Source organism: Streptomyces sp. NRRL F-5123, from assembly GCF_000721495.1.
Classification (GTDB): Bacteria; Actinomycetota; Actinomycetes; order Streptomycetales; family Streptomycetaceae; genus Actinacidiphila.
In genome coordinates this window covers 394,556-420,186 of the sequence record NZ_JOHY01000002.1, presented here as the reverse complement: position 1 = coordinate 420,186, position 25,631 = coordinate 394,556, and the positions used below count along the sequence as shown (strand labels likewise).

General features: G+C 72.2%; 21 protein-coding genes and 1 pseudogene. 10 read left to right on the top strand and 12 right to left on the bottom strand.

What is annotated here, in order from left to right; translation table 11 throughout:
* Nucleotides 1-219 precede the first annotated feature (219 nt).
* The 3 genes from IH54_RS0103735 to IH54_RS0103725 form a co-directional block, all read right to left on the bottom strand.
* Complete coding sequence (locus tag IH54_RS0103735; protein WP_031512814.1) at nt 220-927, bottom strand: DUF4255 domain-containing protein; 708 nt, start codon at nt 925-927, stop codon at nt 220-222.
* On the bottom strand, nt 924-4,190 hold the full coding sequence (locus IH54_RS0103730) for a DUF11 domain-containing protein (RefSeq protein WP_043179626.1): 3,267 nt from the start codon (nt 4,188-4,190) through the stop codon (nt 924-926). Before IH54_RS0103730 ends, IH54_RS0103735 begins: the two co-directional genes overlap by 4 nt.
* Nucleotides 4,191-4,476: 286 nt before the next feature.
* Nucleotides 4,477-5,178: a LuxR C-terminal-related transcriptional regulator gene (locus IH54_RS0103725; RefSeq protein ID WP_078861903.1), complete on the bottom strand. Its 702-nt coding sequence runs from the start codon at nt 5,176-5,178 to the stop codon at nt 4,477-4,479.
* Nucleotides 5,179-5,473: 295 nt separating this feature from the next.
* Here IH54_RS0103725 and IH54_RS0103720 point away from each other — a divergent pair, with 295 nt between their 5' ends.
* Nucleotides 5,474-6,817, top strand: coding sequence for a hydrolytic protein (locus tag IH54_RS0103720; RefSeq protein WP_234343332.1), 1,344 nt, complete (start codon nt 5,474-5,476; stop codon nt 6,815-6,817).
* Nucleotides 6,818-6,916: 99 nt separating this feature from the next.
* The gene (locus IH54_RS0103715; RefSeq protein ID WP_031512810.1) at nt 6,917-7,513 is read left to right on the top strand and encodes a hypothetical protein; all 597 of its coding nucleotides are present in this window, start codon (nt 6,917-6,919) and stop codon (nt 7,511-7,513) included.
* A 773-nt stretch (nt 7,514-8,286) separates the two neighbouring features.
* Here the strand turns inward: IH54_RS0103715 and IH54_RS45265 are convergent.
* On the bottom strand, nt 8,287-8,754 hold the full coding sequence (locus IH54_RS45265) for a hypothetical protein (protein WP_031512809.1): 468 nt from the start codon (nt 8,752-8,754) through the stop codon (nt 8,287-8,289).
* A 262-nt stretch (nt 8,755-9,016) separates the two neighbouring features.
* Between IH54_RS45265 and IH54_RS41350 the strand changes: the two are divergent.
* From IH54_RS41350 to IH54_RS41345, 3 genes and pseudogenes are all read left to right on the top strand, one after another.
* Nucleotides 9,017-9,480, top strand: a pseudogene (locus IH54_RS41350) (DUF5753 domain-containing protein).
* Nucleotides 9,481-9,582: 102 nt separating this feature from the next.
* Nucleotides 9,583-10,710 carry a helix-turn-helix domain-containing protein gene (locus IH54_RS0103690; protein ID WP_078861902.1) on the top strand — a complete coding sequence of 376 codons (1,128 nt, stop codon included), beginning with the start codon at nt 9,583-9,585 and terminating at the stop codon, nt 10,708-10,710.
* Entirely contained in the window at nt 10,707-11,270 is a 564-nt protein-coding gene (locus IH54_RS41345; RefSeq protein WP_052397020.1) for a hypothetical protein, read from the top strand. The genes IH54_RS0103690 and IH54_RS41345 overlap by 4 nt, the downstream gene beginning before the upstream one ends.
* A 145-nt stretch (nt 11,271-11,415) precedes the next feature.
* Here the strand turns inward: IH54_RS41345 and IH54_RS0103680 are convergent, their stop codons facing one another.
* On the bottom strand, nt 11,416-12,396 hold the full coding sequence (locus IH54_RS0103680) for a pirin family protein (protein ID WP_031512806.1): 981 nt from the start codon (nt 12,394-12,396) through the stop codon (nt 11,416-11,418).
* A gap of 226 nt (nt 12,397-12,622) precedes the next feature.
* The gene (locus IH54_RS0103675; RefSeq protein ID WP_031512805.1) at nt 12,623-13,135 is read right to left on the bottom strand and encodes an SseB family protein; all 513 of its coding nucleotides are present in this window, start codon (nt 13,133-13,135) and stop codon (nt 12,623-12,625) included.
* 202 nt (nt 13,136-13,337) lie between these two features.
* On the opposite strand from IH54_RS0103675, the gene IH54_RS0103670 reads away from it, so the two are divergent.
* The 3 genes from IH54_RS0103670 to IH54_RS0103660 all read left to right on the top strand — a co-directional run bounded on the left by IH54_RS0103670 (nt 13,338) and on the right by IH54_RS0103660 (nt 17,285).
* Entirely contained in the window at nt 13,338-15,164 is a 1,827-nt protein-coding gene (locus IH54_RS0103670; RefSeq protein ID WP_031512804.1) for an acyl-CoA dehydrogenase, read from the top strand.
* 123 nt (nt 15,165-15,287) lie between these two features.
* A complete protein-coding gene (locus IH54_RS0103665; RefSeq protein ID WP_031512803.1) occupies nt 15,288-15,932 on the top strand; it encodes a Uma2 family endonuclease in 645 nt (214 codons plus the stop codon).
* Nucleotides 15,933-15,989: 57 nt separating this feature from the next.
* Nucleotides 15,990-17,285 (top strand): M18 family aminopeptidase, encoded by a 1,296-nt coding sequence (locus tag IH54_RS0103660; RefSeq protein WP_031512802.1) that lies wholly within the window; start codon nt 15,990-15,992, stop codon nt 17,283-17,285.
* Nucleotides 17,286-17,363: 78 nt separating this feature from the next.
* Here IH54_RS0103660 and IH54_RS0103655 read toward each other — a convergent pair whose 3' ends face one another.
* Nucleotides 17,364-18,587, bottom strand: coding sequence for a hypothetical protein (locus tag IH54_RS0103655; RefSeq protein ID WP_159011627.1), 1,224 nt, complete (start codon nt 18,585-18,587; stop codon nt 17,364-17,366).
* A gap of 216 nt (nt 18,588-18,803) precedes the next feature.
* Here IH54_RS0103655 and IH54_RS0103650 point away from each other — a divergent pair, with 216 nt between their 5' ends.
* Nucleotides 18,804-19,055 carry a hypothetical protein gene (locus tag IH54_RS0103650; protein ID WP_031512800.1) on the top strand — a complete coding sequence of 84 codons (252 nt, stop codon included), beginning with the start codon at nt 18,804-18,806 and terminating at the stop codon, nt 19,053-19,055.
* 10 nt (nt 19,056-19,065) lie between these two features.
* Here the strand turns inward: IH54_RS0103650 and IH54_RS0103645 are convergent, their stop codons facing one another.
* On the bottom strand, nt 19,066-20,931 hold the full coding sequence (locus tag IH54_RS0103645) for an NHL domain-containing thioredoxin family protein (protein ID WP_031512799.1): 1,866 nt from the start codon (nt 20,929-20,931) through the stop codon (nt 19,066-19,068).
* 139 nt (nt 20,932-21,070) lie between these two features.
* Nucleotides 21,071-21,871: a carbon-nitrogen family hydrolase gene (locus IH54_RS0103640; RefSeq protein WP_031512798.1), complete on the bottom strand. Its 801-nt coding sequence runs from the start codon at nt 21,869-21,871 to the stop codon at nt 21,071-21,073.
* Nucleotides 21,872-22,005: 134 nt separating this feature from the next.
* On the opposite strand from IH54_RS0103640, the gene IH54_RS0103635 reads away from it, so the two are divergent.
* Nucleotides 22,006-22,830 carry a maleylpyruvate isomerase family mycothiol-dependent enzyme gene (locus IH54_RS0103635; protein ID WP_031512797.1) on the top strand — a complete coding sequence of 275 codons (825 nt, stop codon included), beginning with the start codon at nt 22,006-22,008 and terminating at the stop codon, nt 22,828-22,830.
* Between the two features lie 95 nt (nt 22,831-22,925).
* On the opposite strand, the gene IH54_RS0103630 is transcribed toward IH54_RS0103635, so the two are convergent.
* From IH54_RS0103630 to IH54_RS0103620, 3 genes are all read right to left on the bottom strand, one after another.
* On the bottom strand, nt 22,926-24,266 hold the full coding sequence (locus IH54_RS0103630; protein ID WP_234343331.1) for an MFS transporter: 1,341 nt from the start codon (nt 24,264-24,266) through the stop codon (nt 22,926-22,928).
* Nucleotides 24,263-24,937, bottom strand: a complete 675-nt coding sequence (locus IH54_RS0103625; RefSeq protein WP_031512795.1) for a GntR family transcriptional regulator — start codon at nt 24,935-24,937, stop codon at nt 24,263-24,265. The genes IH54_RS0103630 and IH54_RS0103625 overlap by 4 nt, the downstream gene beginning before the upstream one ends.
* Before the next feature lie 81 nt (nt 24,938-25,018).
* Nucleotides 25,019-25,555, bottom strand: a complete 537-nt coding sequence (locus tag IH54_RS0103620; protein WP_031512794.1) for a hypothetical protein — start codon at nt 25,553-25,555, stop codon at nt 25,019-25,021.
* Nucleotides 25,556-25,631 lie beyond the last annotated feature (76 nt).

The following is a 25,631-nucleotide window of genomic DNA, read 5'->3' as shown; positions in this document are numbered from 1 at the left end:
CAACCGTCCGGCCCACGGCCCCGGCGGGCCCCACCGCGGTCCCGCCCACAGCCCCGGCGGGCGCACCCGCCGCTTCGCTCGGACCCCCGGCGGCAACCGTCCGGCCCAGGGCCCCGGCGGACCCGTCCGCGGCTGCGCCGACGCCCCCGGCGGACCCGTCCGCCTCCCCGCCCGGTTCACCGGGCTGCGCCTCCTCCGCGACGCTCGCGGCAGCGGTGCTCACGGCTGGCGCTCCCCGCGGCGGCGGCGGGCGGGCGGAGCGCCGCGGTCGCGCGGGCCCGCGAAGCCGTCCCGGCCCGGGTCGCTGACCTCCGTGTAGCGCAGCCGGCGGCCGGGCTCGGGCTCCTCCGCCCCGTGGACGGGGTCGGTCGTGCGCAGCACCAGGCCCTCCGTGACGGGCGGCGCGGTCTGCCGGGTGACGCCCGCGAGCGGGGCGCGGACCCGTACCGACACCGAGGCCTTGAGCTCGCCCCCGAAGGCGGACCAGACGTCGGCGGCGGCGGGCGCGTCCATGGCGGTGCCGGCGGTGTCCAGGCCGATCTGGAGGTTCAGCTCGGCGAGGGAGCCGCCGAGCAGCCGGGCGGGCAGCGTCTCGGTGGAGGTCAGCGTCGTCAGGACCTGCGAGAGCAGCATGTGCTCGTCCTGCGGGCGGGTCGCCCACGCCGTGACGAGGTAGGTGAGGTCGAACCAGCGCGGCGGGGTGCGCCGCCCCACCACGTGCCCCTCCTCGTCGTAGATCTCCCCCGCCCCGTTGCCGCGGCGGCTGACGTCCTCCCGGATGTCGTAGAGGAAGACGCACACCGTGGGGCCGCCGCGGCGCGCGGCCCAGTCCTTCGTCGGTGCGTCGAAGACCACTTCGACGCCCGACGCTTCGAGGCCGGATTCGGTGATGAGCCGGCCGAGGGCCTCGTCGACCTCGTGGATCACCGGCGGGTCACCTCGTCGGGCGGCTGGATGCTGCCGCTGACCACCAGGAAGTCGATGGGCTCGCAGGTGAAGCCGGGGCCGGTGGCGGTGATGGTGCGCGGGCCGGTCTGGTCCTTGGTGAGGATGAGCAGCTGCCCGATGAAGGTGCGGTCCTTGCCGGGGAAGGTCGGCGCGGCCGCGGCGGTGATGCCGGGGTTCCACGTGAAACGTACCGGGGCGCCGGGCGGGAAGTCCTTGCCGCGGACCGAGGTGACGAAGCCGGGCTTGCCGATCGGCGGCACGGCGACGATCACCGGCTGGAGGATCCGCAGCTTCTGCCGGGCGGTGTTGTCGCTCGGGTCCGCGTCCGTGCCGGTCGTGGTGAGGCGGCCGGTCACGGTGCCGGTGAGCGCCTTGTCGGGGCTGAGCACGACCGTGACGACGGCGCTCCTGCCGGGCCTGAGGTCCGGCAGCGCGCACACCCACGAACTGTCGCAGCCGGGCGGCGGGCCGGAGTTGGGCAGGCCCGCGGGCAGCCCGATGTGCAGCTGGAGGCCCGTCGCGAGGGCGTTGCGCCCGTTGCGCACGGTGTACGTCACGACGACCTTGCCGCCGACGTAGCCCGGGTTGGGCTGCGCGGTGACGTGCACCCCGGGCCCGGCCTTGGGCGCGGGCGGGGCGGGCGGCGGCGGAGGCGTGGTCGGCGGGGGCGTCGTGGGCGGCGGAGTGGTGGGCGGCGCCTCCTGCACGGGCACCACGGTGTCGCTGTCGTTGTCGTCGGGCAGCGGGTCGATGACGCTGCCGGTGACGTGCCAGCCGATGGGACCGCTGCCGGGTACGTCGCCGACCACCGTGACGGTCACCGGCACGCTCTCGCCCGGCTCCACGACGCCGAGGGCGCACTGGAGCGTGGCGGCCTCGCAGGTGTGGCCGGGCCAGGTGATGCCGGTGACCCGGACGCCCGCGGGCGGCGCGATCGTCAGGACAGTGCCGGGCGAGGCGGCGGGGCCGTGGTTCACCACGTTGACCGTCACGGTGGCGGGCGTGCCGACGGTGACCGCGGGTACGGTGCCGGGCGCGTCGACCGCGAGGTCCACGGACTGCTGGACGGACGGCTCCTTCTGCCGCCCGGCCAGCTCCGAGGTGAGCGCGGTGACGGTGCCGGTCGCGACGTCCAGCAGCCGCAGGTGCTCGGGACTGTTGGGGGCCTCGGCCTCGCGCGAGGTGAAGACGATGCCCTTGCCGTCCGCCGTCCAGGCCGCGTCGCGCGGCTGGAAGGGGCCGGTCTGCGAGGTGTCGGGCAGCTCCGTCGTGCAGGCGTTGCCGCGGGCGCCCTGCGGGAGCAGCACCTTGCAGCCGCTGCCGTCCGGGGCGACCTGGAGCAGGCCGTCGTACTCACCCTGGCGGCAGTCGCAGTTCTTGCGGTTGAAGACGATGCCGCGGCCGTCCGGGGAGAAGGCGGGGCTGTCGTCGACGACCGCGCAGCCGGCCGGGCAGTTGTCCTTGGTCACGTCGTGCTGGTCGGCGAGGTCCGCGATGTTCGCGGTCCAGATGTGCTTCTGGCCGCCCTCGTTCGTCGTGTCCCGCGTGAAGGCGAGCATCTTGCCGTCCGGCGACCAGGTGGGCTGCGCGTCATGGCCCTGCGTCTCGCCCGCGGGCGGGGTGATCCTCCCGGTGATGGCGCCGGACGTGGCGTCGGCGATCAGCACGGTGCTGGGGCCGGCCGCGTTCAGGACGCCGCCGGGGGAGGTGCGGGTGAAGGCGATGTGCTTGCCGTCCGGGGAGAAGGTCGGGTCGGTGTCCCAGTCGGTGGCGCTGCGCTCGGCCAGCGGCATGGGCGCGCCGTGGGTGCCGTCCGCGTCCACCTGATAGATCCGCTCCATGCGCGCGGACTCGGGGTCGGTGGGGTCGACGTCCTCGAAGCGGGTGACGACGATCCGGCGGCCGTCCGGCGTGTAGTTCTGCCGCTCGCTCCACGGGTCGTAGCCGGCCGCGGGCACGAACAGCGGGTTCTTCGACGGGTCGGTGTTCGTCCAGGCCGCCGGGTCCTCCTCCAGGATCGTCACCCCGAGGTCGCGCGGGTCGGAGCCGTCCATCCGGACGTCCTGGAGGGTCACGATGCAGGGGTTGGCCGCGGTGTCGCGCTCGACGACCGCGCCGCCGCCGTCGACCGGGCCGAGCCAGGTGGGCGAGGCGACCTCGCGGTCCTCGGTGAGCACGAGGGAGGGCTCGCCGTCCGAATGCAGCGTGGTGCGGAAGACGTGGTCGAAGTCGCCCTCGCAGCTGCACGTGACCTCGGGGCTGAGGAAGACCACCTCGGTCCCGTCGGGCAGCCACGATGCCCCGTGGGCCCGCCAGGCGGAGTAGTTGCCCGCCATGAACGGCTGGTCGGTCGTGCCGTCCGTCACCCGCAGCCGCGGGCTGCCGCCCGCGGGGGCCGCCGCCGCTGCCCCGGACGTGGCTGCGGACTTTGCCTGGGACTTCGCCCCGGACGTGGCCTTGGCCGCCGCGACGCGGGGCGGGCCGTCGCCGTAGTACATGGCGGTGTAGGCGACGAGGTTGCGGTGGTCCGTGTCGTCGACCGGATTCCACACCGGCTCGGTGGCCGGGCCGTTGGCCGGGTCGCTGAGCAGGGTGACGGGGCCGCCGCCGAGGTCGCGGACGTAGATCTGGGTGCCGGTCAACGGGTTGGTGTCGCAGCTGAACGCGATCCGCTTCCCGTCCGGGGAGACGGTGGGGCTCTCCTCGTTCTCCGGGGTGTCGGTGAGCCGGGTGAGCCCCTTGCCGTCGGTGTGGACGAGCCACAGGTCGCGCTCGGTGCCGCCGCCCACGGCCGGCTCCGCGGCGTCGAAGACGACCGAGCCGCCGTCCGGGGTGAGCCGCGGGTGGGCGGCGTCCATGCCGTCCGTGAGCTTGCTTACCGAGCCGTCCGCCGCCCGCAGGTAGATCTGCGGCTTCGGTTCGTCGCGGCGGCTGGCGAAGACCAGCCGGTCGCCGAGCGCGGCGGGCTGGGTGTCGTAGTGCGTGGGGCCGTCGCCGAACAGCGGGGTGCTGTTCTTGGTGTCCTCCGCCGTCACCTGGCCGAGGCTGCGGTGCTTGGTGCCCGCGTACGTGATCCGGTCGTCGGCGCCGGCGGCCGCGACCGCCGCGTGCGGCGTGGCGGAGCTGCCGCCGTCGCTTCCGGAGGCGGCCGCGGTGGCCCCGAGCAGCGGGACCAACAGCAGCAGCGACACCCCGAGTCTTCCCAGGCGGAAACGCCTGCGGGGGTCGGCAGGTCCGGTCACGGTCCCCTCCCAGGGTGCTGCGGCAATCAGGTCCGGCGTTCAGGTCCGGCATTCAGGTCCGGCATTCCGTGCGCGTGCGGGTGCGCATACGGGTGCGACCCTGCCAGCCTGCCGCGCGGTGCCCCGGAAGGGCAGGGCGCGGGGGCCGTACCCGGGGGAAGCGCCGATGTGCTTTCGGGTAGTCGCGGCTCCCCCGGCGTACGGTCGGCCGCGGTACGGACGTACCCCCCCGGGGGCCGACCGCGGTACGCACCGGCGTCTCCCCGCTGCCGGTGCGTACCCGCGGTCAGATAAGCCCGTTGCGCAGCGCGTACCCGACCGCGTGGGCCCGGTTGCGCAGTTGCAGCCGCGTGGTGATCTCGTGCAGCACGTTCTTGACGGTGCGTTCGGAGTACGCGGTCTTGCGGGCTATCTCCGCGGTGTCCATGCCCTCCGAGACCAGCCGCAGCATGTCCGCCTCACGCGTCGTCAGGCTGGACAGGGACAGGCCCTGCGGCTCCAGCTCCGAGCGGTGCAGGTTCGCGACATGCGTGAGCAGCTTGCCGAGCATGTCGCCGGGGAGCACGCCCTCGCCGTTGGCGATCGCCTTGACCAGGTGCAGCAGCCGGTCCTGGTCGGCCTCGGCGCGGCGCAGCACGGCCGCCACGCCGCACTCGATGACGCGCTGCAGCGCGCCGGGGCCGAGGCTGCCGGCTATCAGCCCGGTGCGGGTGGCGTTGTTGTGCCGCAGCCGGTGCAGCAGCGCGGCGACCTGGTCGTCGACGGTGTCCACGACCACGAGCGTGACCTGGGCCTGGTCCGTCTCGGGCCCGTCGACCAGCTCGATCTCCGGCCGCTGGCGCAACTGCTGGACGATGCCGACCCGCAGGACGAGGTCGGCGGCATGGACGGCCACGGTCACGCGGGCCGGACGCATGTCGTTTAAAGCCCGGGGCGCTGCGGGGGCCACCCGGGCCGGGGCGGGTTCGTGTGAGGCGACTACGGACATGGTTCAGGCTCTCCTCTGCACATGGCACGAGTGTCATGCGTTCCGCAAGTTCTTCAGGGGGTTCGGTGACGGGTTTCGGGGGCATCGGGAGCACGCAGGGGGCGGTCAGGGCGTCGGAGGAGTACGTCGGGCGAGGGTCGCACGAGCCGCAACCGGGAGCGTGTCAGTCGTATTAATGGAACAACTCTGTTCAACAACAACATAGTTGACATGACTTCCCGGGCATTACGTCTGCCCGTGTATTGCCCTCGTCACACCTCGTGTCGACCCCCTGTACGGATCTACGCTCGCGTGCGTGACGCCTTCTGCAGCCTCTTCCGGTACCGGTGCGCCCGGTCTCGACATTCCGGAAGTGGCGGTCGCCCCCGGCGGCACCGCCACGACCACGCTCACCGTCCGCAACGACAGCGACATCGTCGAGGCGTACAGCCTGGAGGTCGTCGGGGACTGCGCGCCCTGGACGACCGTGGAGCCCGCGCGGGTCTCCCTCTACCCCGGCACCGCCGAGACCGTGACGATCCGCCTGGATCCGCCACGCTCCCCGGAGGTGCGGGCAGGCGCGGTGCCCCTCGCGGTGCGCGTGCTGCCCGCCGAGCACCCCGAAGCCGTACGGGTGCCCGAGACCACCGTGCACATCAGCGAGTTCCACGAGCTGCGCACCGAGCTGCTGCCGCGCCGGCGGCGCGGGTGGCTGCGCGGCCGCTACCGGCTCGCGGTGCGCAACCAGGGCAACACCCCGGTGCGGGCGGGCTTCACGCCGGGCCAGGCGGGCGACGAGCTGAAGTTCGCGTTCGCGCCGTCACGGGTCGCGCTGGAGCCGGGCGAGTCAGCGGAGCTGCGGCTGCTGGTGCGCACGGGCCGGCCGATCTGGTTCGGCAGGGCGGTCACCCGGCCGTTCACGCTGACGGCGACCGAGTACGCGATGGAGCCGGTCACCCCGGAGATCCCGGTCACCGACGAGACCGCGGTCCTGCGGCCGCCGCTGGACGGCGAGTTCGTCCAGATCCCGATCTTCCCGCGGTGGCTGCTCGCGGTGCTGGCGGCGATCATCGCGCTGCTCCTCGCATGGTTCGCGCTGGTCCGCCCGACGGTGCGCAGCACCGCGAAGGCGGCGGCCAACAAGGTCGTCCACCCGCAGCCCAGCACCGGCGCCCAGAACGCCCCCACCCCCGGCGACGCGGGCGCCGCCCCGACCCCGAGCCAGGGCAGCGGCACCCAGGCGAGCACCGGGGGCAGCGGCGGCACGAGCGGCGGCACCGGAGGCACCGGCGTCACGGGCAGCCAGCAGAGCTCGCAGACCATCGACGTCAAGGCGTCCGGGGGCCAGACCAAGACGGGCGTCTACCAGGTCCCCGCGGGCCAGGTCTTCCGCGTCACGGACCTCGTCGTCGCCAACTTCCAGGGCGACGAGGGCGTGCTGACGATCACCTTCGGCGACCGCAAGATCACCACGATCGCCCTGGAGACCTTCCGCAACCAGGACTACCACTGGGTCACCCCGATCGAGGTCAACCAGAACGAGACCGTCTCCGTCGAGGTCACCTGCCAGAAGCCCGGCACCCCGGCCACCGGCAAGCAGTCCGCCGGCTGCCACGAACTCCTCAACGTCAGCGGCCTGGTGGGCACGATCACCAACTGACCCCGCCTGGGTGTGACAATGCCCCCGCCGACGTCGGCGGGGGCATTGTCACACCCAGGCGGCACAGTGCTCCTCAGGGAACGGAAGAACGGGGAGACGATGGGTGACCACTTCCAGCGGATCGTCGATGTCGAGGTGGGCGGCGAGGAGGCCGGACCGCTCGCGGAGCGCATGGTCGACTGGATGACCGCCGAGGGCCTGCTCACACGGGAGAGGTCGAGCGACGGCGTGTACAGCCCGACCGTGGACGAGGGGTACGTGCCGGGTCAGGCCTGGGGGCAGGCCGTCGACGACGCGTGGGGCCAGGACTGGATACCGGGCCCGGTGGCCGTCGTCGTCGGCCGCGACCACCACGTGGGCGGCCAGGGGACGGACGAGGCGGAGTACGCCGACTGCCCGCGGTGCGGGACGCGTACGGTCGTCATCGACTACCCCGAGCAGTTCGAGGCGGACCCCGAGGTCTGGGAGCGGTTCGAGAACGGCATAGCCGCGTGGAAGGCGACGGGCGAGGGCGATGCCCCGTGCACGGCGTGCGGCGCCCTTGTCCCGGTGACCGAGTGGCAGTGGGAGTCCGGCTTCGCGCTCGGCGCCCTCGCCTTCGACTTCTGGGGCTGGCCCCCGCTCTCCCCCGACTTCCTCCAGTCCTTCGCCCGCCGCCTGGGCCACCGCACGGCCGAGCACTCGGGCAAGTTCTGAGAGCCGAGTCCGAGGGCATGGCCGGATCGGTCTCACTCGAAGAGATGGCCGCCATCCTCCGCGGCCACGAAGGCTGACCGGCGGGCTACGCGACCCGCTTCACCCCGCCCCCCAGGGGGACTTGTCGGGGGGGCGCAGAACACGCGGGCCTCGGCCTGCCGGCGGGACCCGGGGTCCCGCCGATTACGCCGCGGCGCTGCGCCGTCTCGCGTAGCCGCAGGTCAGTCACCAAGCACCGCTGGCAGCAGTCCTCACCCGTCCGATTGGGCTACCTTCTGCGGCATGGGCCCTTCCACGAGCGCCTTAGTCGTTGCTGTGGTCGGGGTGACCGGCACGCTCGCGTCCGGACTCATGGCACACCGCAGTGCCCTTCGTTCCAAGTCGGCGGAACTCGACCATGCGGAGCGGCAGAGGCGAGATGAGCAGCTGGTGGTTGAACGGCGCGAAACCCTCAGCGAGCGGAGAGCGTCCTGTGCGGCACTCAACCAACGCCTCCGCCAGTTTCACTCGCTGCTGTCCAGGCACTACCTCGCCCTTGCCTCGGAGCACGCGAGTACGCAACAAGGCCAAGACCGCGAAGAATCCCGACGCATCCTCCGCGGCAGCCGCATCCCATGCGTACAAGTCACCCGTTCGGGCGAGCCCAGGGACCGTCCCAACTGACGCGCCTACGACGGAGGGCCCCGACGACGGCCGGGGCCCTCTGACGTGTCCGGGCCCTCTCCCCCGGCGGAGTCCTCCGCCCCCGCACACTCACTCGTCCGGTCGGAGGCTCAGAAGGTGAACGGCCCCGGGTCCTGGGGCGAGGTGGCCGTGCAGGTGAAGCTGAACGTCCCGAAGGAGCTCGTGAGGGACTTGAACTCCAGCGTTTCACCCGGGGTGACCGAGCCGAGCATCGGGCCGGAGACGAAAGGCTCCCACGGCAGCGTCCACGCGGAGTTGGCCTTGCCGGTGAAGGTGACGTCGTGCCCCTGGGCATCGGTCAGCGTGATCGTCGACTGCATGGAGTTGGCCGGGAAGGAGTGCGACGTCCACACCACGGCCGTGGTGAAGAAAAGGGCGGCGCTCGTGCCGCTGCTCTGGGCGCCGAGTGTTGCCTGGCCTGTGCCCCAGGGGCCGCAATCCACCCCTACGGTAGGCCTGGCGGGGTTGGCGGCGGAGGCGGGCGGGGCCATGACGAGTGCGCTCATGGCCAGGGCGGCCGCGGCTGCTGTACCGGTTCCGAGCGTTTTGAGTTTCATTGCCAGTTGCCTTCCTGCGGGTGGGGGGCTTCCGGCCTGCCACGCCCCGCCGGGGCCGGGCGCCGTGACAGCGGCGGACGCGGGGCCCCGCGCAGGGACGGACGGGTCGTCAGTTCCGACAGTGGTCGTTGACGCTTGAATCATATTTGGGTGCAGCGGGTTTCCATGGGTCGCATTCCCGCCAACCCGCCGTCTGCGAAGCCTGGACGGTGGCGTGGACGGACGGAGGTGACGTTCGAGGGGCCGTCCGCCGTGGCAGACGGTGCACGTGCCGGGCCTGCTGCACACCGAGGACTACGCGCGCTGCGTCTTCGACGCCGCCCTCCCTCCGCTTTCGCGGCTCGAGGTCGAGTTGCGGGTGCAGCACCGCATGGAGCGACAGTGCGTCCTGGACGACGAGCGCGCCCGGCCGTGCGTCGGCTAGTCCACGAGGCGGCGCTGCACATGCGGTTCGGCGGCGGCAAGACCATGCGCGCCCAGTTCGACCACCTCTGCGCGGTCCCGGAGGGCAAGCACGTCGCCGTACGGGTGATCCTCTTCAGGGCGGGCGTCTTCCCCGGAGCCGGGCACGCACTGCTGTACGCAGAGGGACCGGCCGGCCAACTCGACGGCAACGCGTACACAGCCGTCAACGGCCAGGAGGACCACTACCTCACCGACTCCGCGGAAGCCCTGCGCACCCCCATCGCCGACATCAAGGCGGGCAAGGCCGGCCACCTGCTCTGAAGGGAGCGGGGCACGCTCTCTCATCCGTCCCTCGCGGTAGCGGGGTGGGCGTGCTGCGGTGAGTCCGTAGCGACTCCAGTTCCCTTGTGCGATATTGGCACAATGGATGCTGAGTGGTCTTGGAGCGACGTGGGCGCGCGAGTCGCCGAAGCGCGCACTGCTCGCGGCTTGAGCCAGGAAGAGCTGGCGGAACGTGCAGGTATCGAACGGTTCGCCCTGGCCAAGATCGAGACCGGCCGCAGGCAGTTGAACTCACTGGAGCTCGCTTCCCTGGGAACCGTACTGCGTCGACCGCTGTCCTGGTTCGTCACACCGCCTGAACCCGCCGTCGCCAGCAGACGGGCCGACCCAGGTCGGCGCGACGACAAGGCCGGTGAGCACGCCCTGGACGACTGCCTGCGGGACCTTCGGACCCTGACGGACTCCGGAGCTCTCAAGCCCCTTCCTCCGCGTCCTCCCGTCGTGCCGTTCAGCGCCGAGGACGGCATCGCGGTGAACAAGGCGGCAGCCGTAGGACGCCGACTGGCCGGTGTCGACGACCGGCAACCGATCATCGGACTCGCCGATGTCCTCGAAACCGCCGGCTTGTACACATGGTCCCTGGACCTCGGGCCGCAGAGCATAGACGGCGGTTACATCGCACTCGACAGGTTCGGCGTGGCCGTGATCAACAGCGCCCAGGACGCGGGGCGGCGTCGCTCCACACTGGCCCACGAATTCGGGCATCACATTCTCTCCGACGCCTACTCACATGACTGGGGGGCCGATACCGGCGCACACGAGCGGGCTGTCAACGCGTTCGCCGCCGCCTTCTTGTTCCCCCCCGGCGTGAAGGACCGGTTCGCGCACCTACGTGACAAACCGAACGGACTGCGCACCGCCGTCGTCACCTTGGCTGCCGAATACCGCGTGAGCTGGTCCACCGCGGTACATCAACTCCGGTCCTACGAGATCATCAGTCAGGACGAGTGGCGCCGCCTGGACCGGTCCTCGCCCACCCGCGCCGATTACATGGAGGCGGGGATCAGAGTGGTGGAGGAACTGGCCACGGGGCACGTTCCCACCGGTATTCGCGCCGCCGCCGTGCGCGCGTACCGGACACACCGGATCTCTGCCACCCGTGCCCTGGAGATCATCAGGGACGACCGGCTGCACAAGGAGGACCTCGGCCAACCCGACGCCCTTCCCCTGGAGGCACTGCGCGGCGAACTGGGGGAAGACCTGCCGTGACGGCCGGGGACCCGAAATCACCTCTGGTGTTCGACAGTTCACCCCTGAACTACTTCGCGCGCTCCGGCCACCTCGCCCTTCTGGAGAAGCTCGTCGATGGCCGCGCTTGCTTCATGACCACGGTCGTGGCGGACGAACTCCAGCGCGGCGCATCTCGCCACAGCCGCCTGCACATGGTCGGGGCTCAGCCGTGGCTGACCGCGGCCAGCGATGACTCGTTGCAGTTCCTCCGCCTGTTCGCGATGTTCCACTCCCGTCTGGGCGGCAGCAGCAGGGACACCAAAGACCTCGGCGAGGCCACGACTCTCGCGTATGCAGAATTGCACCACTGCACGGCAGTGATCGACGACCGAGCCGGCAGGAACGCGGGCATCGCACTCGGCGTTTCCGTGTCCAGTTCGCTCCACCTCATCTGCCACGGGCTTCGCAACGGGCTCATCGCGGAGGAGTCCGCCTGCACCGTGGTTGATGCACTGCGGGACGCCGAGGCCTTTTTCCCGTGTGACGGAACCACCTTCATGGGTTGGGCCAGGAGTGAGGGGCTTCTGGACCCCGCTTGAGACCTCGTGCACGCCGAGGCCGACCACCTCGTAGCAACGCCGAGCGGGTACATGGCGGATGCCGGCGAGGCCACGCGTGCCAAGGGACGCGAAGGGCCCGCTCCCCCGGCGAAGGGGGAGCGGGCCCATCCGCGCAAAACAGGGGCTACTTCCCCAGCGGGGAGTCCGCCGGGATCGTGCCGAGGCGGCCGGCCTGGAAGTCGTCGAAGGCCTGGGCCAGTTCGGCGTGGGTGTTCATGACGAACGGGCCGTACTGCATCATCGGCTCGCGGATCGGGCGGCCGCCGAGCAGGACGAACTCGAAGTTCGCCGAGCGGGAGTCCTGGGTCTCGGCGGCCCGCAGGGTGAGGGCGTCGCCGGAGCCGGAGGTGTCGCCCTTGCCGAAGACGACGGCCTGGCCCATCCCGAAGGGGCGCGCCTCGGGGCCCGCGAAGCCGGAGCCGGCGAGGCCGTAGGCGAGGGCGTTGAAGTCCGCGCGCCAGGGGATGGTCAGCTCGGCGCCGGGGTTGAGGGAGATGTGCGCCATCGTGATGGGGGTGTGCGTCGCGCCGGGTCCGACGTGGCCGCCGAGGTCGCCGGCGATCAGCCGGATGAGGGCGCCGCCGTCGCCGGAGGTGAGCAGCTTGAGCCCGGAGGCGCGTAGGTCCTGGTACTTCGGCGGCATCATCTTGTCCGCCTTGGGGAGGTTCACCCACAGCTGGAGGCCGTGGAAGAGGCCGCCGCTGAGGACGAGCGACTCCGGCGGGGTCTCGATGTGCAGCAGGCCGGAGCCCGCGGTCATCCACTGGGTGTCGCCGTTGGTGATGGTGCCGCCACCGCCGTGCGAGTCCTGGTGGATGAAGGTGCCGTCCATGATGTACGTGACGGTCTCGAAGCCGCGGTGCGGGTGCCAGGGGGTGCCCTTGGGCTCGCCCGCGGCGTAGTCCACCTCACCCATCTGGTCCATCATGATGAACGGGTCGAGGTGCCGGTAGTCGATCCCGGCGAAGGCGCGGCGGACGGGGAATCCCTCGCCCTCCAGGCCGCTCGGGGCGGTGGAGACGGCAAGGGCGGAACGGGAGTGGGCCTCGGCGGGTGCGGTGACCCGCGGCAGGGCCAGCGGGTTCTCGACGGTCACGGCAGGCATGGGGGGAACCTCCTCGGGGACGGTGCGCTTCCAATGTAGTTGAACACTGAACATCTAGCAACGCGTGACCATTCCCTCACCCGATCGGGCGCGGCAGCCCAAGGGGCGCAAGGGGTGTAACGGACTCAATGAGCGGCGGACCTCAGCCGCGCACCCCGGCGCGTCAGCCGCGCGCCCGGCACATCAGCCGTGCATCGACGCGTCGGCCGCACATCCGGCGCACACATCAGCCGTACATCCGGCGCATCGTGAAATCGACCATCTGTTCGACGGCCTTCGCGTCGAAGACCATCCGGTGCTGCCCGTCGATGTCCAGCACGAAGCCGTAGCCGGTCGGCAGCAGGTCCAGCACCTCGGCGCCGGTGATGACGAAGTACTTCGACTCCTTGCCGGCGTAGCGGCGCAGCTCCTTGAGCGAGCTGAACATCGGGATGACCGGCTGCTGGGTGTCGTGCAGCGCCAGGAAGCCCGGGTTCTCGCCGCGCGGGCAGTAGACCCGGGAGGTGGCGAAGATCGCCTGGAAGTCCTCGGCCGCCATCGAGCCGGTCGTGAAGGCGCGTACGGCGTCGGTGAGCGAGGGCGGCGAGGGCTCGGGGTAGCCGCCGCCCATGGGCGGTGCGGCGTTCGGGTCGGCGTAGCCGTTCATCGGCGCACCGGCGTCCGGGTAGCCCGGCATGGGCGCGGGCCCGCCGGGACCCGGCCCCGGACCCGGATTCGCGCTCTGGTCGTAGCCGTACACGGCCCCTAGCGTAACGGCGCTTCGGCGCGGCCGGGCGCGGATCCCGGCGCAGGCCCCGGCGCGGGCCCGGCGCAGATCCCGGCGCAGATCCCGGCGGATCGATCCCGTCACATCAGGGGAGCGGGGCTTGCGCCTTATTACTGACGGGTAGCATCATGGGTGAGACGTTTTGTGACACCAGCAGCGATACGGAGCCGACGTCATGGGCCACTACAAGTCGAACCTCCGCGACATCGAGTTCAACCTCTTCGAGGTGCTCGGCCGCGACCAGCTGTACGGCACGGGTCCGTTCGCCGACATGGATGCCGACACCGCGCGCGACATCCTCGCCGAGCTGGCGCGCCTTGCCGAGAACGAACTGGCGGAGTCCTTCGCGGACGCCGACCGCAACCCCCCGGTATTCGACCCCGACACGAACACCGCACCCGTGCCGGACACGTTCAAGAAGAGCTACCAGGCCTTCATGGACGCCGAGTACTGGCGCCTCGGCCTGCCCGAGGAGATCGGCGGCACCACCGCGCCGCGCTCCCTGATCTGGTCCTACGCCGAGCTGGTCCTGGGCTCCAACCCGGCGATCTGGATGTACTCCTCCGGCCCCGCCTTCGCGGGCATCCTCTACGAGGAGGGCACGGAGCAGCAGAAGAAGATCGCCGCGCTCGCGGTGGAGAAGCAGTGGGGCTCCACGATGGTGCTCACCGAGCCGGACGCGGGCTCGGACGTCGGCGCGGGGCGTACCAAGGCGATCCCGCAGGACGACGGCAGCTGGCACATCGAGGGCGTCAAGCGCTTCATCACCTCGGGCGAGCACGACATGGCCGAGAACATCATCCACTACGTGCTGGCCCGCCCCGAGGGCGCGGGACCGGGCACCAAGGGCCTGTCGCTGTTCATGGTGCCGAAGTTCGACTTCGACCCCGAGACGGGCGAGCTGGGCGAGCGCAACGGCGTCTACGCCACCAACGTCGAGCACAAGATGGGCCTGAAGGCGTCCAACACGTGCGAGATGACCTTCGGCGACCGGCACCCCGCCAGGGGCTGGCTGATCGGCGAGAAGCACGACGGCATCCGGCAGATGTTCCGGATCATCGAGTTCGCCCGCATGATGGTCGGCACCAAGGCGATCGCGACGCTGTCCACCGGCTACCTGAACGCGCTGGAGTACGCCAAGGAGCGCGTCCAGGGCCCCGACCTCGCGCAGTTCACCGACAAGGCCGCGCCCAAGGTCACCATCACCCACCACCCCGACGTGCGCCGCTCGCTCATGACGCAGAAGGCCTACGCCGAGGGCATGCGCGCGCTCGTCCTCTACACCGCCTCCGTCCAGGACGCGATCCAGGCCGCCGAGGCGACCGGTGAGGACGCCCGCCGCCTGCACGGCCTCAACGACCTGCTGCTGCCCATCGTCAAGGGCTACGGCTCGGAGAAGTCCTACGAGCAGCTCGCGCAGTCGCTGCAGACCTTCGGCGGCTCCGGCTACCTCCAGGAGTACCCGGTGGAGCAGTACATCCGGGACGCCAAGATCGACACCCTCTACGAGGGCACCACCGCGATCCAGGGCCAGGACTACTTCTTCCGCAAGATCGTCCGCGACCAGGGGCAGGCGCTCACCGCCCTCAGCGAGGAGATCAAGAAGTTCCTGGCGGACGCGGCCGGCGGCGAGGAGCTGGCCGACGCCCGCGACCAGCTCGCCAAGGCCGCGGCCGACCTGGAGGGCATCGTCGGCACGATGCTGACCGACCTCGCGGCGACCGAGCAGGACGTCCGCAACATCTACAAGGTCGGCCTCAACACCACCCGGCTGCTGCTCGCCTCCGGCGACGTGGTCGTGGCCTACCTGCTGCTGCGCGGCGCGGGCGTCGCCCTCGACAAGCTCCCGTCCGCCTCCGCCAAGGACGTGCCCTTCTACCAGGGCAAGGTCGCGGCGGCGAAGTTCTTCGCGGCGAACGTCCTCCCGGCGGTGGCCGTCCAGCGCGCGATGGCCGACACCGTCACCCTCGACGTGATGGACCTCCCGGAGGAGGCGTTCTGACGCCCGTCTGACGGAAGCCTTCCGATCTTCTGACCTGCTGAAACGTCCCGCCTTCGCCCTTTCGGGTGAGGGTGGGACGTTTGCGTGCGGGGGCGCCGGGCGGCACCGCCACAATCCGGAGGCGTGACCAGGAGTACGACCCCCCGCCCCCGGGCCGCCGCCGAAGGCCCGGCGCAGCCGGACGGTTCGCCGTGGCCCGTGCCCCCGCCGGGCGGCTACCGCCTCGACGACCTCCTCCGGCTGGACCTGCCCGCCCGCGCCGAGCTGATGGACGGCAGCCTCGTGCTGCCCGTCCCGCAGCAGGAATTCCACTCGGTGACCGCCGATCTGCTGCGGCACGCGCTGCACGAGGCGGCCCCCGCCGGCCTGCGGGTGCGCCGGCAGACGGCCGTGGTGCTCAGCGAGCACACCGCGCCCGTACCCGATCTGATCGTCGTCAGGACCGACGGCACCGGCGACCCGGACGCGGACCTGGACCCGGACCGGCGGAGCTGCCCGCCGGACGACGTCGTGCTCGCGGTCGAGGTGGTCTCCCCCGACTCCCGGGAGCGCGACCGCGAGACCAAGCCGTTCAAGTACGCCCGCGCCCGCATCCCGCACTACTGGCGCGTCGAGATGTCCGGCCCCGACAACCTGCCGGCGGTCCACACGTACGCGCTCGACGTGCTGACGTTCTGCTACGTCCCCACCGGCGTCCACCAGGAGCGGCTCAGGGTCGGCGTCCCCTTCCCGCTCACCGTCGACCTCACCGAGATCGAGCGCATGTGACCTCGCCGCCCGTCACCGGCCGGGTGACTGTCCGCCGGGTTTTCTAGACTGGCCGGTATGAGTTCCGCACCGCGTGTCTTCGACCGCTCGCACACCGACGACCTGGCCGCCTTCGTCAAGAGGGCGCCCACGCCCTACCACGCCGTCGCCACCGTGGCGGAAAGGCTGGACCGCGCGGGCTTCCGGCAGGTCGCGGAGACGGACGCGTGGGACGGCGAGGCGGGCGGGAAGTACGTGGCCCGCGGCGGCGCGATCGTCGCGTGGTACGTGCCCGCGGGGGCGCGGCCCGAGACGCCGTACCGGATCGTCGGGGCGCACACCGACTCGCCGAACCTGCGGGTCAAGCCGCGGCCCGACATGGGCGCGGCGGGCTGGCGGCAGGTCTCCGTCGAGCTGTACGGCGGGCCGCTGCTCAACAGCTGGCTGGACCGCGACCTGGGCCTGGCCGGGCGGCTCGCGCTGCGCGACGGGTCGGCGGTGCTGGTGGACGTCGACCGGCCGCTGCTGCGGGTCGCGCAGCTCGCCGTGCACCTCGACCGCGGGGTCAACGACAACGGGCTGACCCTCGACAAGCAGCGCCACCTCCAGCCGGTGTGGGGCCTGGGCGAGGCGCACGACGGCGACCTCGTCGCCTTCCTCGCCGCCGAGGCGGGCCTGGACGCCGACGACGTCACCGGCTGGGACCTGATGGCCTACGACGTGCAGCCGCCCGCGTACCTCGGCCGGGACCGCGAGCTGCTCGCCTCCGGGCGGCTGGACAACCTGCTGTCCACGCACGCCTGCACCGCCGCGCTGCTGGCCGCCGTCGAGGCGGGCGACCTCACCCGCATCCCCGTCCTCGCCGCCTTCGACCACGAGGAGAACGGCAGCCAGGCCGACACCGGCGCCATGGGCCCGCTGCTCGGCAACGTCCTGGAGCGGTCCGTGCACGCGCGCGGCGGCGGCTACGAGGACCGGGCGCGGGCGCTGGCCGGTTCGGTGTGCGTGTCCTCCGACGTCGGCCACGCCGTCCACCCCAACTACCCCGAGCGGCACGACCCGACGCACCACCCGCGGGCCAACGGCGGGCCGATCCTGAAGTCCAACGTCAACCAGCGCTACGCCACCGACGGCGTCGGCCGCGCCCTCTTCGCCGCCGCGTGCGAGACCGCGGGCGTGCCCTTCCAGCACTTCGTGTCCAACAACGCCATGCCGTGCGGTACGACGATCGGCCCGATCACCGCCGCCCGGCACGGCATCACCACCGTCGACGTCGGCGTGCCCATGCTCTCGATGCACTCCGCGCGCGAGCTGTGCGGCGCCGACGACCCGGCGTACCTGGCCGGCGCGCTCACGGCCTTCCTGCGCGCCTGAGGCCGGGCAGGCGGAAGGAGCGGGCCCGCACCCGGGGGGAGGGGCGCGGGCCCGCGGTCCGTTTCGGCCTGGCGGCGGTCAGCGGTCGCTGAGCACCAGCAGGGTGGGGTTGAGCGGGTCGGCGGTCGGCTCGACGTCACCGACGAGGGTCAGGCCCTGCCCGGGGCTGTAGGAGGCGCCGCTGAGCAGGATCGTCCCGTCCTCCTTCGGCAGCGCCAGCTTGCGCCAGCCCTTCCCGTCGTACGCCATCGCGTAGGCGTCGGGGGCACCGACCTGGTTGCCGGTCACGGTGACGCCCTGCGGGGTGAAGGCAAGGGCCTGGATCTGTCCGGCGGAGGCCGGCACCTGCACCTTGCGCCACACACCGCCGGTCTTGCGCAGCACCAGCGCGTGCCCGGTGTCGGTCTCGGTCAGCACCGTGCGGCCCATGGCCCACGGGGTGCCGGACGCGTCCACGCCGATCGCGTAGATCTCACCGGCGAGCCCGGTGGCGGGCAGCGTCTCGGCCTTCCACGCCTGCCCGTTCCAGTGCTGGACGACCGGCACGTCGTTCTGCCCGTCGTAGCCGGCCGCCCACAGGTCGCCGTCGGGGCCGACGGCCATCCGGTTGGGCACGAAGTTGTCGGCGTCCGGCATCGCGACCCGGGTCCAGGTGTGGCCGTCCCAGTGCTCGGCCAGCGCCTCGAAGTGGTCCTCGATGATGTACCCGCCGGGCTTGTCGGGGTTGGGCGTCGCGCTGTCCAGGACCTGCGCCCAGCCGACCGCCCACACGTCGTCCGCCGCGACCGCGCCGACCTGCGTGAAACCGCCGAACTCGGAATCGGCCGGGAGCGGCGCGGGCAGCGACTGCCACGAGGTGCCGTCCCAGTGCATCGCGAGTATCGGGCCGGGGTTGCCGCGGCCGGGCAGGCCGTCGCCCTGCGAGCTGTCGGCCAGGCCCACCACCCACGTGTCCCGACCGCCCGAACCGGGCACGGTGGCTATCGAGTTGACCTCGTTGTCGCCGCCGTACGCGGGCAGCGGCACCTCCTGCCAGCCGCTGCCGTTGCGGTCGTCCCTGCTGAGCAGCAACGGCGTGGTCTCCTGCGCCTTGCCGACCATCTGCGACCGCAGGCCACCGGCCCAGGTGACGTGCGCGTCGATCTGGGTGGTGGTGAACAGCCGCCCGGGGCCGGCCGGCACGCTCTGGGGGGTGAGTGTCGCCTGGACGCCGCCTCCTGCGGCGGAGGCTGTGCCCGTGAGACTGCCGGTGGCGATCAGGGCGGCGGCGGCCACCACGGCGGCGGCGGCTGAAGTCCGCATGCGCATACGCGAGTTCTCCGATCCGAGCTGCGACGGAGTGTTCCGTCCGCTCTTCTCACGCGCAGCCCCGCCCCGAGGTGACACGCCAATTCGCCGCTGCCGCGGAGGGATCGGCGAAAACGCTACGGAGCGCATGCAACTCCGCGGGCAGGGAAGGCGATCCAACAGGACAGCACGTAGGAACCCGGACGAATTCCACCTCTGGAGGCGGACACCGTGGGTATCGGAGGCTGCATCATCCTGATCGCCGCGGGTGGCATTCTCACCTTCGCGACGAACTGGCACGCCAAGGGCGTCAACCTGGATCTGGTCGGGCTGATCATGATGGCGGTGGGCGTGATCGGACTCGCCGCGTACGTGAGCATCTTCAAGCGCCGCGCCATCCCGCCGACGCGGGACGGCGACGTGCCGCCCGTCGTCGAGGAGCGCTACTACTCCGACGAGCGGTACCCGGGGCCGCGCTACTGAACCTGTGGCGTCAGCCCTCGTCCATGCCCGCCAGCACCAGGGCCAGGCGTGAGTCGCCGGTGTCGGCGAGCCGCACGGGGACGCCCCAGTCCTGCTGGTGCACATGGCACGCGGGGTATTCGTTGGCCGGATCGTCGTCGCAGGACGCCGCCATCGCCGAGACGTGCAGCACGCCCTCCGGCACGGAGGGGTCGAGCACCAGGTCGCGGAAGAGGTCGGTGCCCTTGCCCGCTCCCTCCGTGAGCAGCTCCGGCGGGGTCGCGCTGACCAGCAGCCGCGTCGAGGGGCCGTACCGCTCGTCGAGCTTCTGCCCGGTGGGCGCCGAGAAGACGACGTCCAGCCGGAAGGCCCCGGGGGCCACGTCGGTCGCGGTCCGCTGCGTGCGGTGGGCGACGCCCTCGACGCGCACCGCCTCCTCCGGCAGCCGGAGCCGGGTCAGCCGGTGCCGGGCGGACTCCACGACGACGATGTCCCCGGCCACGACCGCCGCGTCGGACGGCTCCCGCAGGTCGGTCGCGAGCGTGCTGACCTCGCCGGTGACGGGGTCGTAGCGGCGCAGCGCGTTGTTGTACGTGTCGCTCACCGCGACCGAGCCGTCCGGCAGCCCGGTCACGCCCAGCGGGTGCTGGAGCAGCGCCTGGCCTGCGGGGCCGTCGCGGTGGCCGAAGTCGAACAGTCCGGTGCCCACCGCCGTACGGATGACGTAGCCCTCGCCGTCGGCCGCGCGCTCGGCCCAGCGCAGGGCGGAGGTCTCGGAGTCGGCGATCCACAGCCTCCCCCAGCCTCCGGCCGGGGGTGCACCCCTCTCGCTTCGCTCGCCCGAGACCGTGAGCCCGGAGGGCTGGGCGAACCACGCCTCGTGCGCCGGGCCGTCGACCAGGCCCTCGTTGGTGGTGCCCGCGGCGACCTCGACGCGGCCGGTCGCCGGGTCGTACGTCCACAGCTGGTGCACGCCCGCCATCGCGATCCACACCCGGTCCTCGAACCACGCGACGTCCCACGGCGACGACAGGTCCACCTGCAGCGCCTGGCCCGCGGTCGGCGAGCCCTGCCACCACTGGCGGCCCGTCCCGGCGACCGTCGTCACGACGCCGCTCTCCAGGTCCAGCCGGCGCAGCGCGTGGTTGACGGTGTCCGCCACGATCACGCTGCCGTCCGGCAGCATCGCGAGCCCCTGCGGTTCGCTGAAGCGGGCGGTCGCTGCGTCCCCGTCCGCGAGGCCGCGCACACCGCTGCCGATCCGCCGCACGACGCTCTCGCCGTCCGCGGCCAGCTCCACCAGGGCGTGCCGCGTCGAGTCCGACACCAGGTAGTGGCCCGAGCCCGGCAGCGCCAGCATCTTGCCGGGGAAGCGCAGGTCCGTCGCCACCGGCTCCGGCGGCACGTACGGGCCGTCGCCGCGGCGCAGCGTGCCCTTCGCGGCGTGCTCGGCCTCCAGCTCCGTGACGAGCCGCTCCAGCGCGTGCGCGTGGCCCTCGCCGGCGTGCTGCGCGACGACGTAGCCCTCCGGGTCGATCACCACGAGCGTCGGCCACGCCCGTACGGCGTACTGCTTCCAGGTGGCCAGGTCCGGGTCGTCCAGCACGGGGTGGTGCACCTCGTACCGCTCCACCGCGTCCACCACGGCGTCGTGCTCGGCCTCGTGCACGAACTTCGGCGAGTGCACACCGACGATCACCACGGTGTCCCGGTGCCGCTCCTCCAGCTCCCGCAGCTCGTCCAGGACGTGCAGGCAGTTCACACAGCAGAAGGTCCAGAAGTCCAGGATCACGATCGACCCGCGGAGGTCGGCGAGGGAGGGGGTGGCCCCGCCGGTGTTCAGCCAGCCGCCCCTGCCGGTCAGCTCGGGCGCCCGGACGCGTGCACGTGCAGTCATGTCCCCATCCAACAACATTTCCCGGGGGAGGCATTCCCGCCCGAAATACGTGGCGCGGGAGAAACTGCTCGTCATCGGCGCGGAGCCGGAGACCGGCCACGACGGCGGGAAGACCGCGACGCCCGCCGCAAGGGCCGGGTCAGAGCGTGCCGGGCGGCGGAACGGGGAGCACGCGGTCGCGCAGGACCGGGAAGTCCCGCCGCGTGGCCGCCACCCGCGAAGGGTCGAGCTCGCAGGTGAGGACCTGCTCGCCGGGGCCGGCCTCGGCGAGGATCGAGCCCCAGGGGTCGACGACCATGCTGTGCCCGGCCTGCTCCACACCGGCGTGGGTCCCGGCGGTGCCGCACGCGAGGACGTACGCCTGCGACTCCACCGCCCGCGCGGTGACGAGGACGCGCCAGTGGTCCAGACGCCGCGCCGGCCACCCCGCGCACAGGACCAGCAGCTCGGCCCCGCCGTCCACGAGCAGCCGGAACTGCTCGGGGAAACGCAGGTCGTAGCAGGTCGCCAGCCCGACGACGCCGAACGGCAGACGCTCCGTCACCACGGTCCGCCCCGCGTCGAGCACCGCGGCCTCGCCGCTGTCGAAGCCGAAGCGGTGGATCTTGCGGTAGGCGGAGACCAGCTCGCCGTCCGGCGAGAAGAGCAGCGCCGTGTTGTAGAGCGGCCCCTCGGGGTCGCGCTCGACGATCGACCCGGCGTGCAGCCACACCCCGGCGTCCCGCGCGGCAGCGCTCATCGCCTCGGCGGTGGGCCCGCCGTCGACCGGCTCCGCCTCCGCCGCGAAGTCGTCGGAGGCGAACGCTCCGACGGGCCACAATTCGGGCAGGACGACAAGATCCGCACCCGCCTGGGCGCGGACGAGCGCGGCCGCTCGCTCCCGTCGCCGCGCGGGCGTCTGCGACGGGTCGACATCGATCTGGACTAGCGTTGCGCGCACCTGGACACCGCCCATACGTTGGGTCGTCAAGCCGGGCCTACCATCGTCACTCGAAAGCACTGCGTGGGCGCCCGCGCGCAGCGTAACTTAGGCGCCAACCGCCACGACCGCGCACCGATCCGTCGAGGGGTCCCGTGACCGTCCACAGCAAGCTCCAGCCGTACATAGACGCCTGGACCCACTCCATCGAATCCGTCAACGAGCTGGTGTCGCCCCTTGCCGAGGGGGAATGGAACCGCCCCACGGAGTGCCCGTACTGGTCGGTGCGCGACGTCGTGTCCCACCTCATCGGCTTCGAGTGCGAACTGCTCGGCGATCCGCGCCCGATCCACACCCTTCCCAGCGACCTGCGGCACATCACCTCCGAGGCGGCCCGCTACACCGAGGTGCCGGTGGACATCCGGCGGCACCACACCGCCCCGGAGATGACGTCGGAGCTGGAGTACACGATCATCCGCAGGTCGCGGCAGCTGCGCAACGAGTCGCGGCAGCCGGACGCGCAGGTGCGGGCGATCAGCGGCGGCGAGACGACGCTGGAGGAGCAGCTGTGGGGCCGCGTCTTCGACGTCTGGGTGCACGAGCAGGACCTGCGGCGGGCGCTCGACAAGCCGGGCAACCTGGCGTCGGCGGGCGCGGTGCTGGCGCGCGACTACGTGCTGCGGTCGCTGCCGAAGCTGGTCGCGCACGACGCGGGCGCCGAGCCGGGCTCCGCGGTGGTCTTCGACGTGCACGGCCCGCTGGAGTTCATGCGCACCGTACGGGTGAACGCCGAGGGCCGCGGTTCGATCGACTCCGCGGTGTCGCTGGGCCCCGCGGTGACCTTCGTCCTGGACTGGGAGACCTTCCTGCGGCTGCTGACCGGCCGGGTCCGCCCGGCCGCGGTGACCGGCCAGGTCAAGATCGAGGGCGACGCCGACCTCGCCGACGCGATCCTGCGCCACATCGCCGTGACGCGCTGAGCCGTGGCCGCGCGAGCGGTCACGTACCGCGCTGCGTACGCCGAACGGGTGCGGGTCCTTCGTGGACCCGCACCCGTTCGGCGTACGTACGGGGGCTACTCGCCGCCGACGGCCGCGGGCGTGCGGTGGACGCTCTCGACGCGGCTCACCGCGATCCGCTCGCGCTCCAGCCGCTCGCTGGCCCGGCGCAGCCGGAGGATCTGCGTGAGGCCGACCGCCTCCATGACGAAGATGCTGCACCAGGCGACGCGGTAGTTGTCGCCGGTGGAGTCCAGGAGCACCCCGATCGCGAGCAGGGTGAGCATGGAGGCGACGAAGCCGCCGATGTTGACGATGCCGGAGGCGGTGCCGAAGCGTTCCGGCGGGTTGGCCGGGCGGGCGAAGTCGAAGCCGATCATCGACGCGGGGCCGCTCGCGCCGAGCACCACGCACAGCACCACCAGCAGCCACATCGGGTCGTGCCCGCCGGGCCAGGCCAGCACCCCGGCCCAGGTCACCGCGGTCACCGCGATCACGCCGAGCGTCAGCGGCAGCCGCGCCCGGTGCTGACGGGAGATCAGCTGGCCGAAGACCACGCCGAACCCCATGTTGGCCAGCACCACCAGGGTGAGCAGCCCGCCCGCGGCGCCGCGCGAGAGGTCCTGCGCCTCGACGAGGAAGGGCATGCCCCACAGCAGCAGGAAGACCATGCCGGGGAACTGCGTCGTGAAGTGCGTCCACATGCCGAGCCGGGTGCCGGGCTCGGCCCAGGCCGCCGCGATCTGCCGCTTCACGTACGCGGCTCCGGCGTGCTCGGCGGGCGCGGGCTCGTATCCCTCGGGGTGGTCCTTGAGGAAGACCGCCATGAGCAGCAGCACGAACGCGCCCGCGACCGCCGAGCCGAGGAAGGTCGGGGTCCAGCCCGCGGAGTGCAGCAGCCGGGCCAGCAGGACGGTCGAGACGAGGTTGCCCGCCACCCCGAAGAGTGCCGCGGTCTGCGCGATGATCGGACCGCGGCGGGCCGGGAACCAGCGCGAGCCGAGCCGCAGCACGCTCACGAAGGTCATCGCGTCGCCGCAGCCCAGCACCGCGCGGGCGGCGAGCGCCGTGCCGTAGGAGTGCGACAGGCCGAAGGCGAGCTGGCCCGCGGTGTAGAGCAGCGCGCCGAGGGTGAGCACCTTCTTCGTCCCGAGCCGGTCCACCATCAGGCCGACGGGTATCTGCATCCCCGCGTAGACGAGCACCTGGAGGATCGAGAAGGAGGAGAGGGCGGAGGCGCCGATGTGGAAGCGGTCGGCGGCGTCGATGCCCGCGACGCCGAGGCTCGTGCGGTGCACCACCGCGACGAGGTAGACCAGGGTGCCGACGCTCCACACCAGCACCGCCCGCCGGCCGCCCGGCGGATCACCGGGCAGCGCGCGTATGCCACCCCTGGAGGGTTCACCGCCGGCCGTCACGACTCCCCCCGCGCCAGCGTGTTGACGCGGACCAGGTGCCGGGAGACCGCGGCCTTCGCCTCGCCGACGCCCGCGCCGCGCAGCGCGTCCAGGATCTCGGCGTGCTCCTCGATGTTCTTGGCGACCCGGCTCGGCTCGGCGTGCATCGTGGCCACCCCCATCCGCAGCTGCCGGTCCCGGAGCTGGTCGTAGAGCTGGGCGAGGATGCGGTTGCCGGCCGCGCGGACGATCTCGGCGTGGAAGCAGCGGTCGGCGACCGCGAAGGCCGCGAGGTCCCCGGCGGCGGCGTGCAGCCGCTGCTCGGCCAGCAGCTCCTCCAGCCGCGCCGCGAGCGGTTCGGGCAGCGCGCCCGCGAGCTTGGCCACCGCGTGCTGCTCCACCAGCAGCCGGGTCTCGACGACGTCGGCGATCTCCTGCGCGGAGACCGGCAGCACGAGCGCGCCCTTCTTCGGGTAGAGCTTGAGCAGCCCCTCCGCCTCCAGCCGCAGCAGCGCCTCGCGCACGGGCGTGCGCGACACCCCGACGGCCTCGGCGAGATCCCCTTCCGTGAGCAGCGTCCCGCCCTCGTAGCTGCGGTCCAGCACCCCGGCCTTGACGTGCAGGTAGACCCGCTCGGCGGCGGGCGGCGACTTGACGGCGGTACTGCCGGGGGGCGCGGTGACGGTATCCATGATGCGCACATCATAGATACAACAGCGGTCAGGAGGGCGCGCCGGTCCGCCATGCGGACGGTACGCCCCCGGCGGAGGCGGTCACTCGAAGACGGGCACGGCCCCGCTGTAATGACGCACCGCCGCGACGACCTCGGCGCGCCGCACCCCGTACAGGCGCGTGGGCACCACCAGCGGCGAACCGAACCGCTTCATCAGCCGCCTGCGGCGGCGCCACTCCACCATGGCCAGGCCCTTCAGCCCGACCGGCAGCAACGGCAGCTCTGTCGCCGAGGACCACGGGAAGAACACCACCGCCCCGCGCCGCGCCTCGGCCTTGCGAAGCTCCCGCCACGGCACGGTCGGCTCCCCGGCCACGGTCAGCCCGGCCGCGTCGATCCGCAGCAGGCAGCCCCGCCGGTGCAGCGCGTGCTGCTGGCCGACGAAGAACGCCCCCCACGCCATGAAGTAGCACCCCAACGTCACGGAGCCTGGTGTCACCTGCCAGTCCACCGGATTGAGCATGGTCACGGTGACGATCCCGGCGACGACCGCGGTGCGCGCGACCGTCCCCCATCCCCAGCTCGACCACACCTCGTAGCCGCCCTCCGGCTCACTTGCTTCTGCGTCGTCCCCCATCGCGCCCGTCCCCCCGGACAAGTCCCGCCCCGCAGGCGGGAACACGCTCACATCGTCCCACCGCGCGCCCCGCCCG

Bases quoted from the DNA above. Each gene is read 5' to 3' on its own strand.
- IH54_RS0103725 (WP_078861903.1), bottom strand. From the start codon at position 5,178: ATGTCCGTAGTCGCCTCACACGAACCCGCCCCGGCCCGGGTGGCCCCC.
- IH54_RS45265 (WP_031512809.1), bottom strand. From the start codon at position 8,754: ATGAAACTCAAAACGCTCGGAACCGGTACAGCAGCCGCGGCCGCCCTG.
- IH54_RS0103655 (WP_159011627.1), bottom strand. From the start codon at position 18,587: ATGCGGACTTCAGCCGCCGCCGCCGTGGTGGCCGCCGCCGCCCTGATC.
- IH54_RS0103690 (WP_078861902.1), top strand. From the start codon at position 9,583: ATGGATGCTGAGTGGTCTTGGAGCGACGTGGGCGCGCGAGTCGCCGAA.
- IH54_RS0103645 (WP_031512799.1), bottom strand. From the start codon at position 20,931: ATGACTGCACGTGCACGCGTCCGGGCGCCCGAGCTGACCGGCAGGGGC.
- IH54_RS0103680 (WP_031512806.1), bottom strand. From the start codon at position 12,396: ATGCCTGCCGTGACCGTCGAGAACCCGCTGGCCCTGCCGCGGGTCACC.
- IH54_RS0103660 (WP_031512802.1), top strand. From the start codon at position 15,990: ATGAGTTCCGCACCGCGTGTCTTCGACCGCTCGCACACCGACGACCTG.
- IH54_RS0103620 (WP_031512794.1), bottom strand. From the start codon at position 25,555: ATGGGGGACGACGCAGAAGCAAGTGAGCCGGAGGGCGGCTACGAGGTG.
- IH54_RS0103715 (WP_031512810.1), top strand. From the start codon at position 6,917: ATGGGTGACCACTTCCAGCGGATCGTCGATGTCGAGGTGGGCGGCGAG.
- IH54_RS0103625 (WP_031512795.1), bottom strand. From the start codon at position 24,937: ATGGATACCGTCACCGCGCCCCCCGGCAGTACCGCCGTCAAGTCGCCG.
- IH54_RS0103670 (WP_031512804.1), top strand. From the start codon at position 13,338: ATGGGCCACTACAAGTCGAACCTCCGCGACATCGAGTTCAACCTCTTC.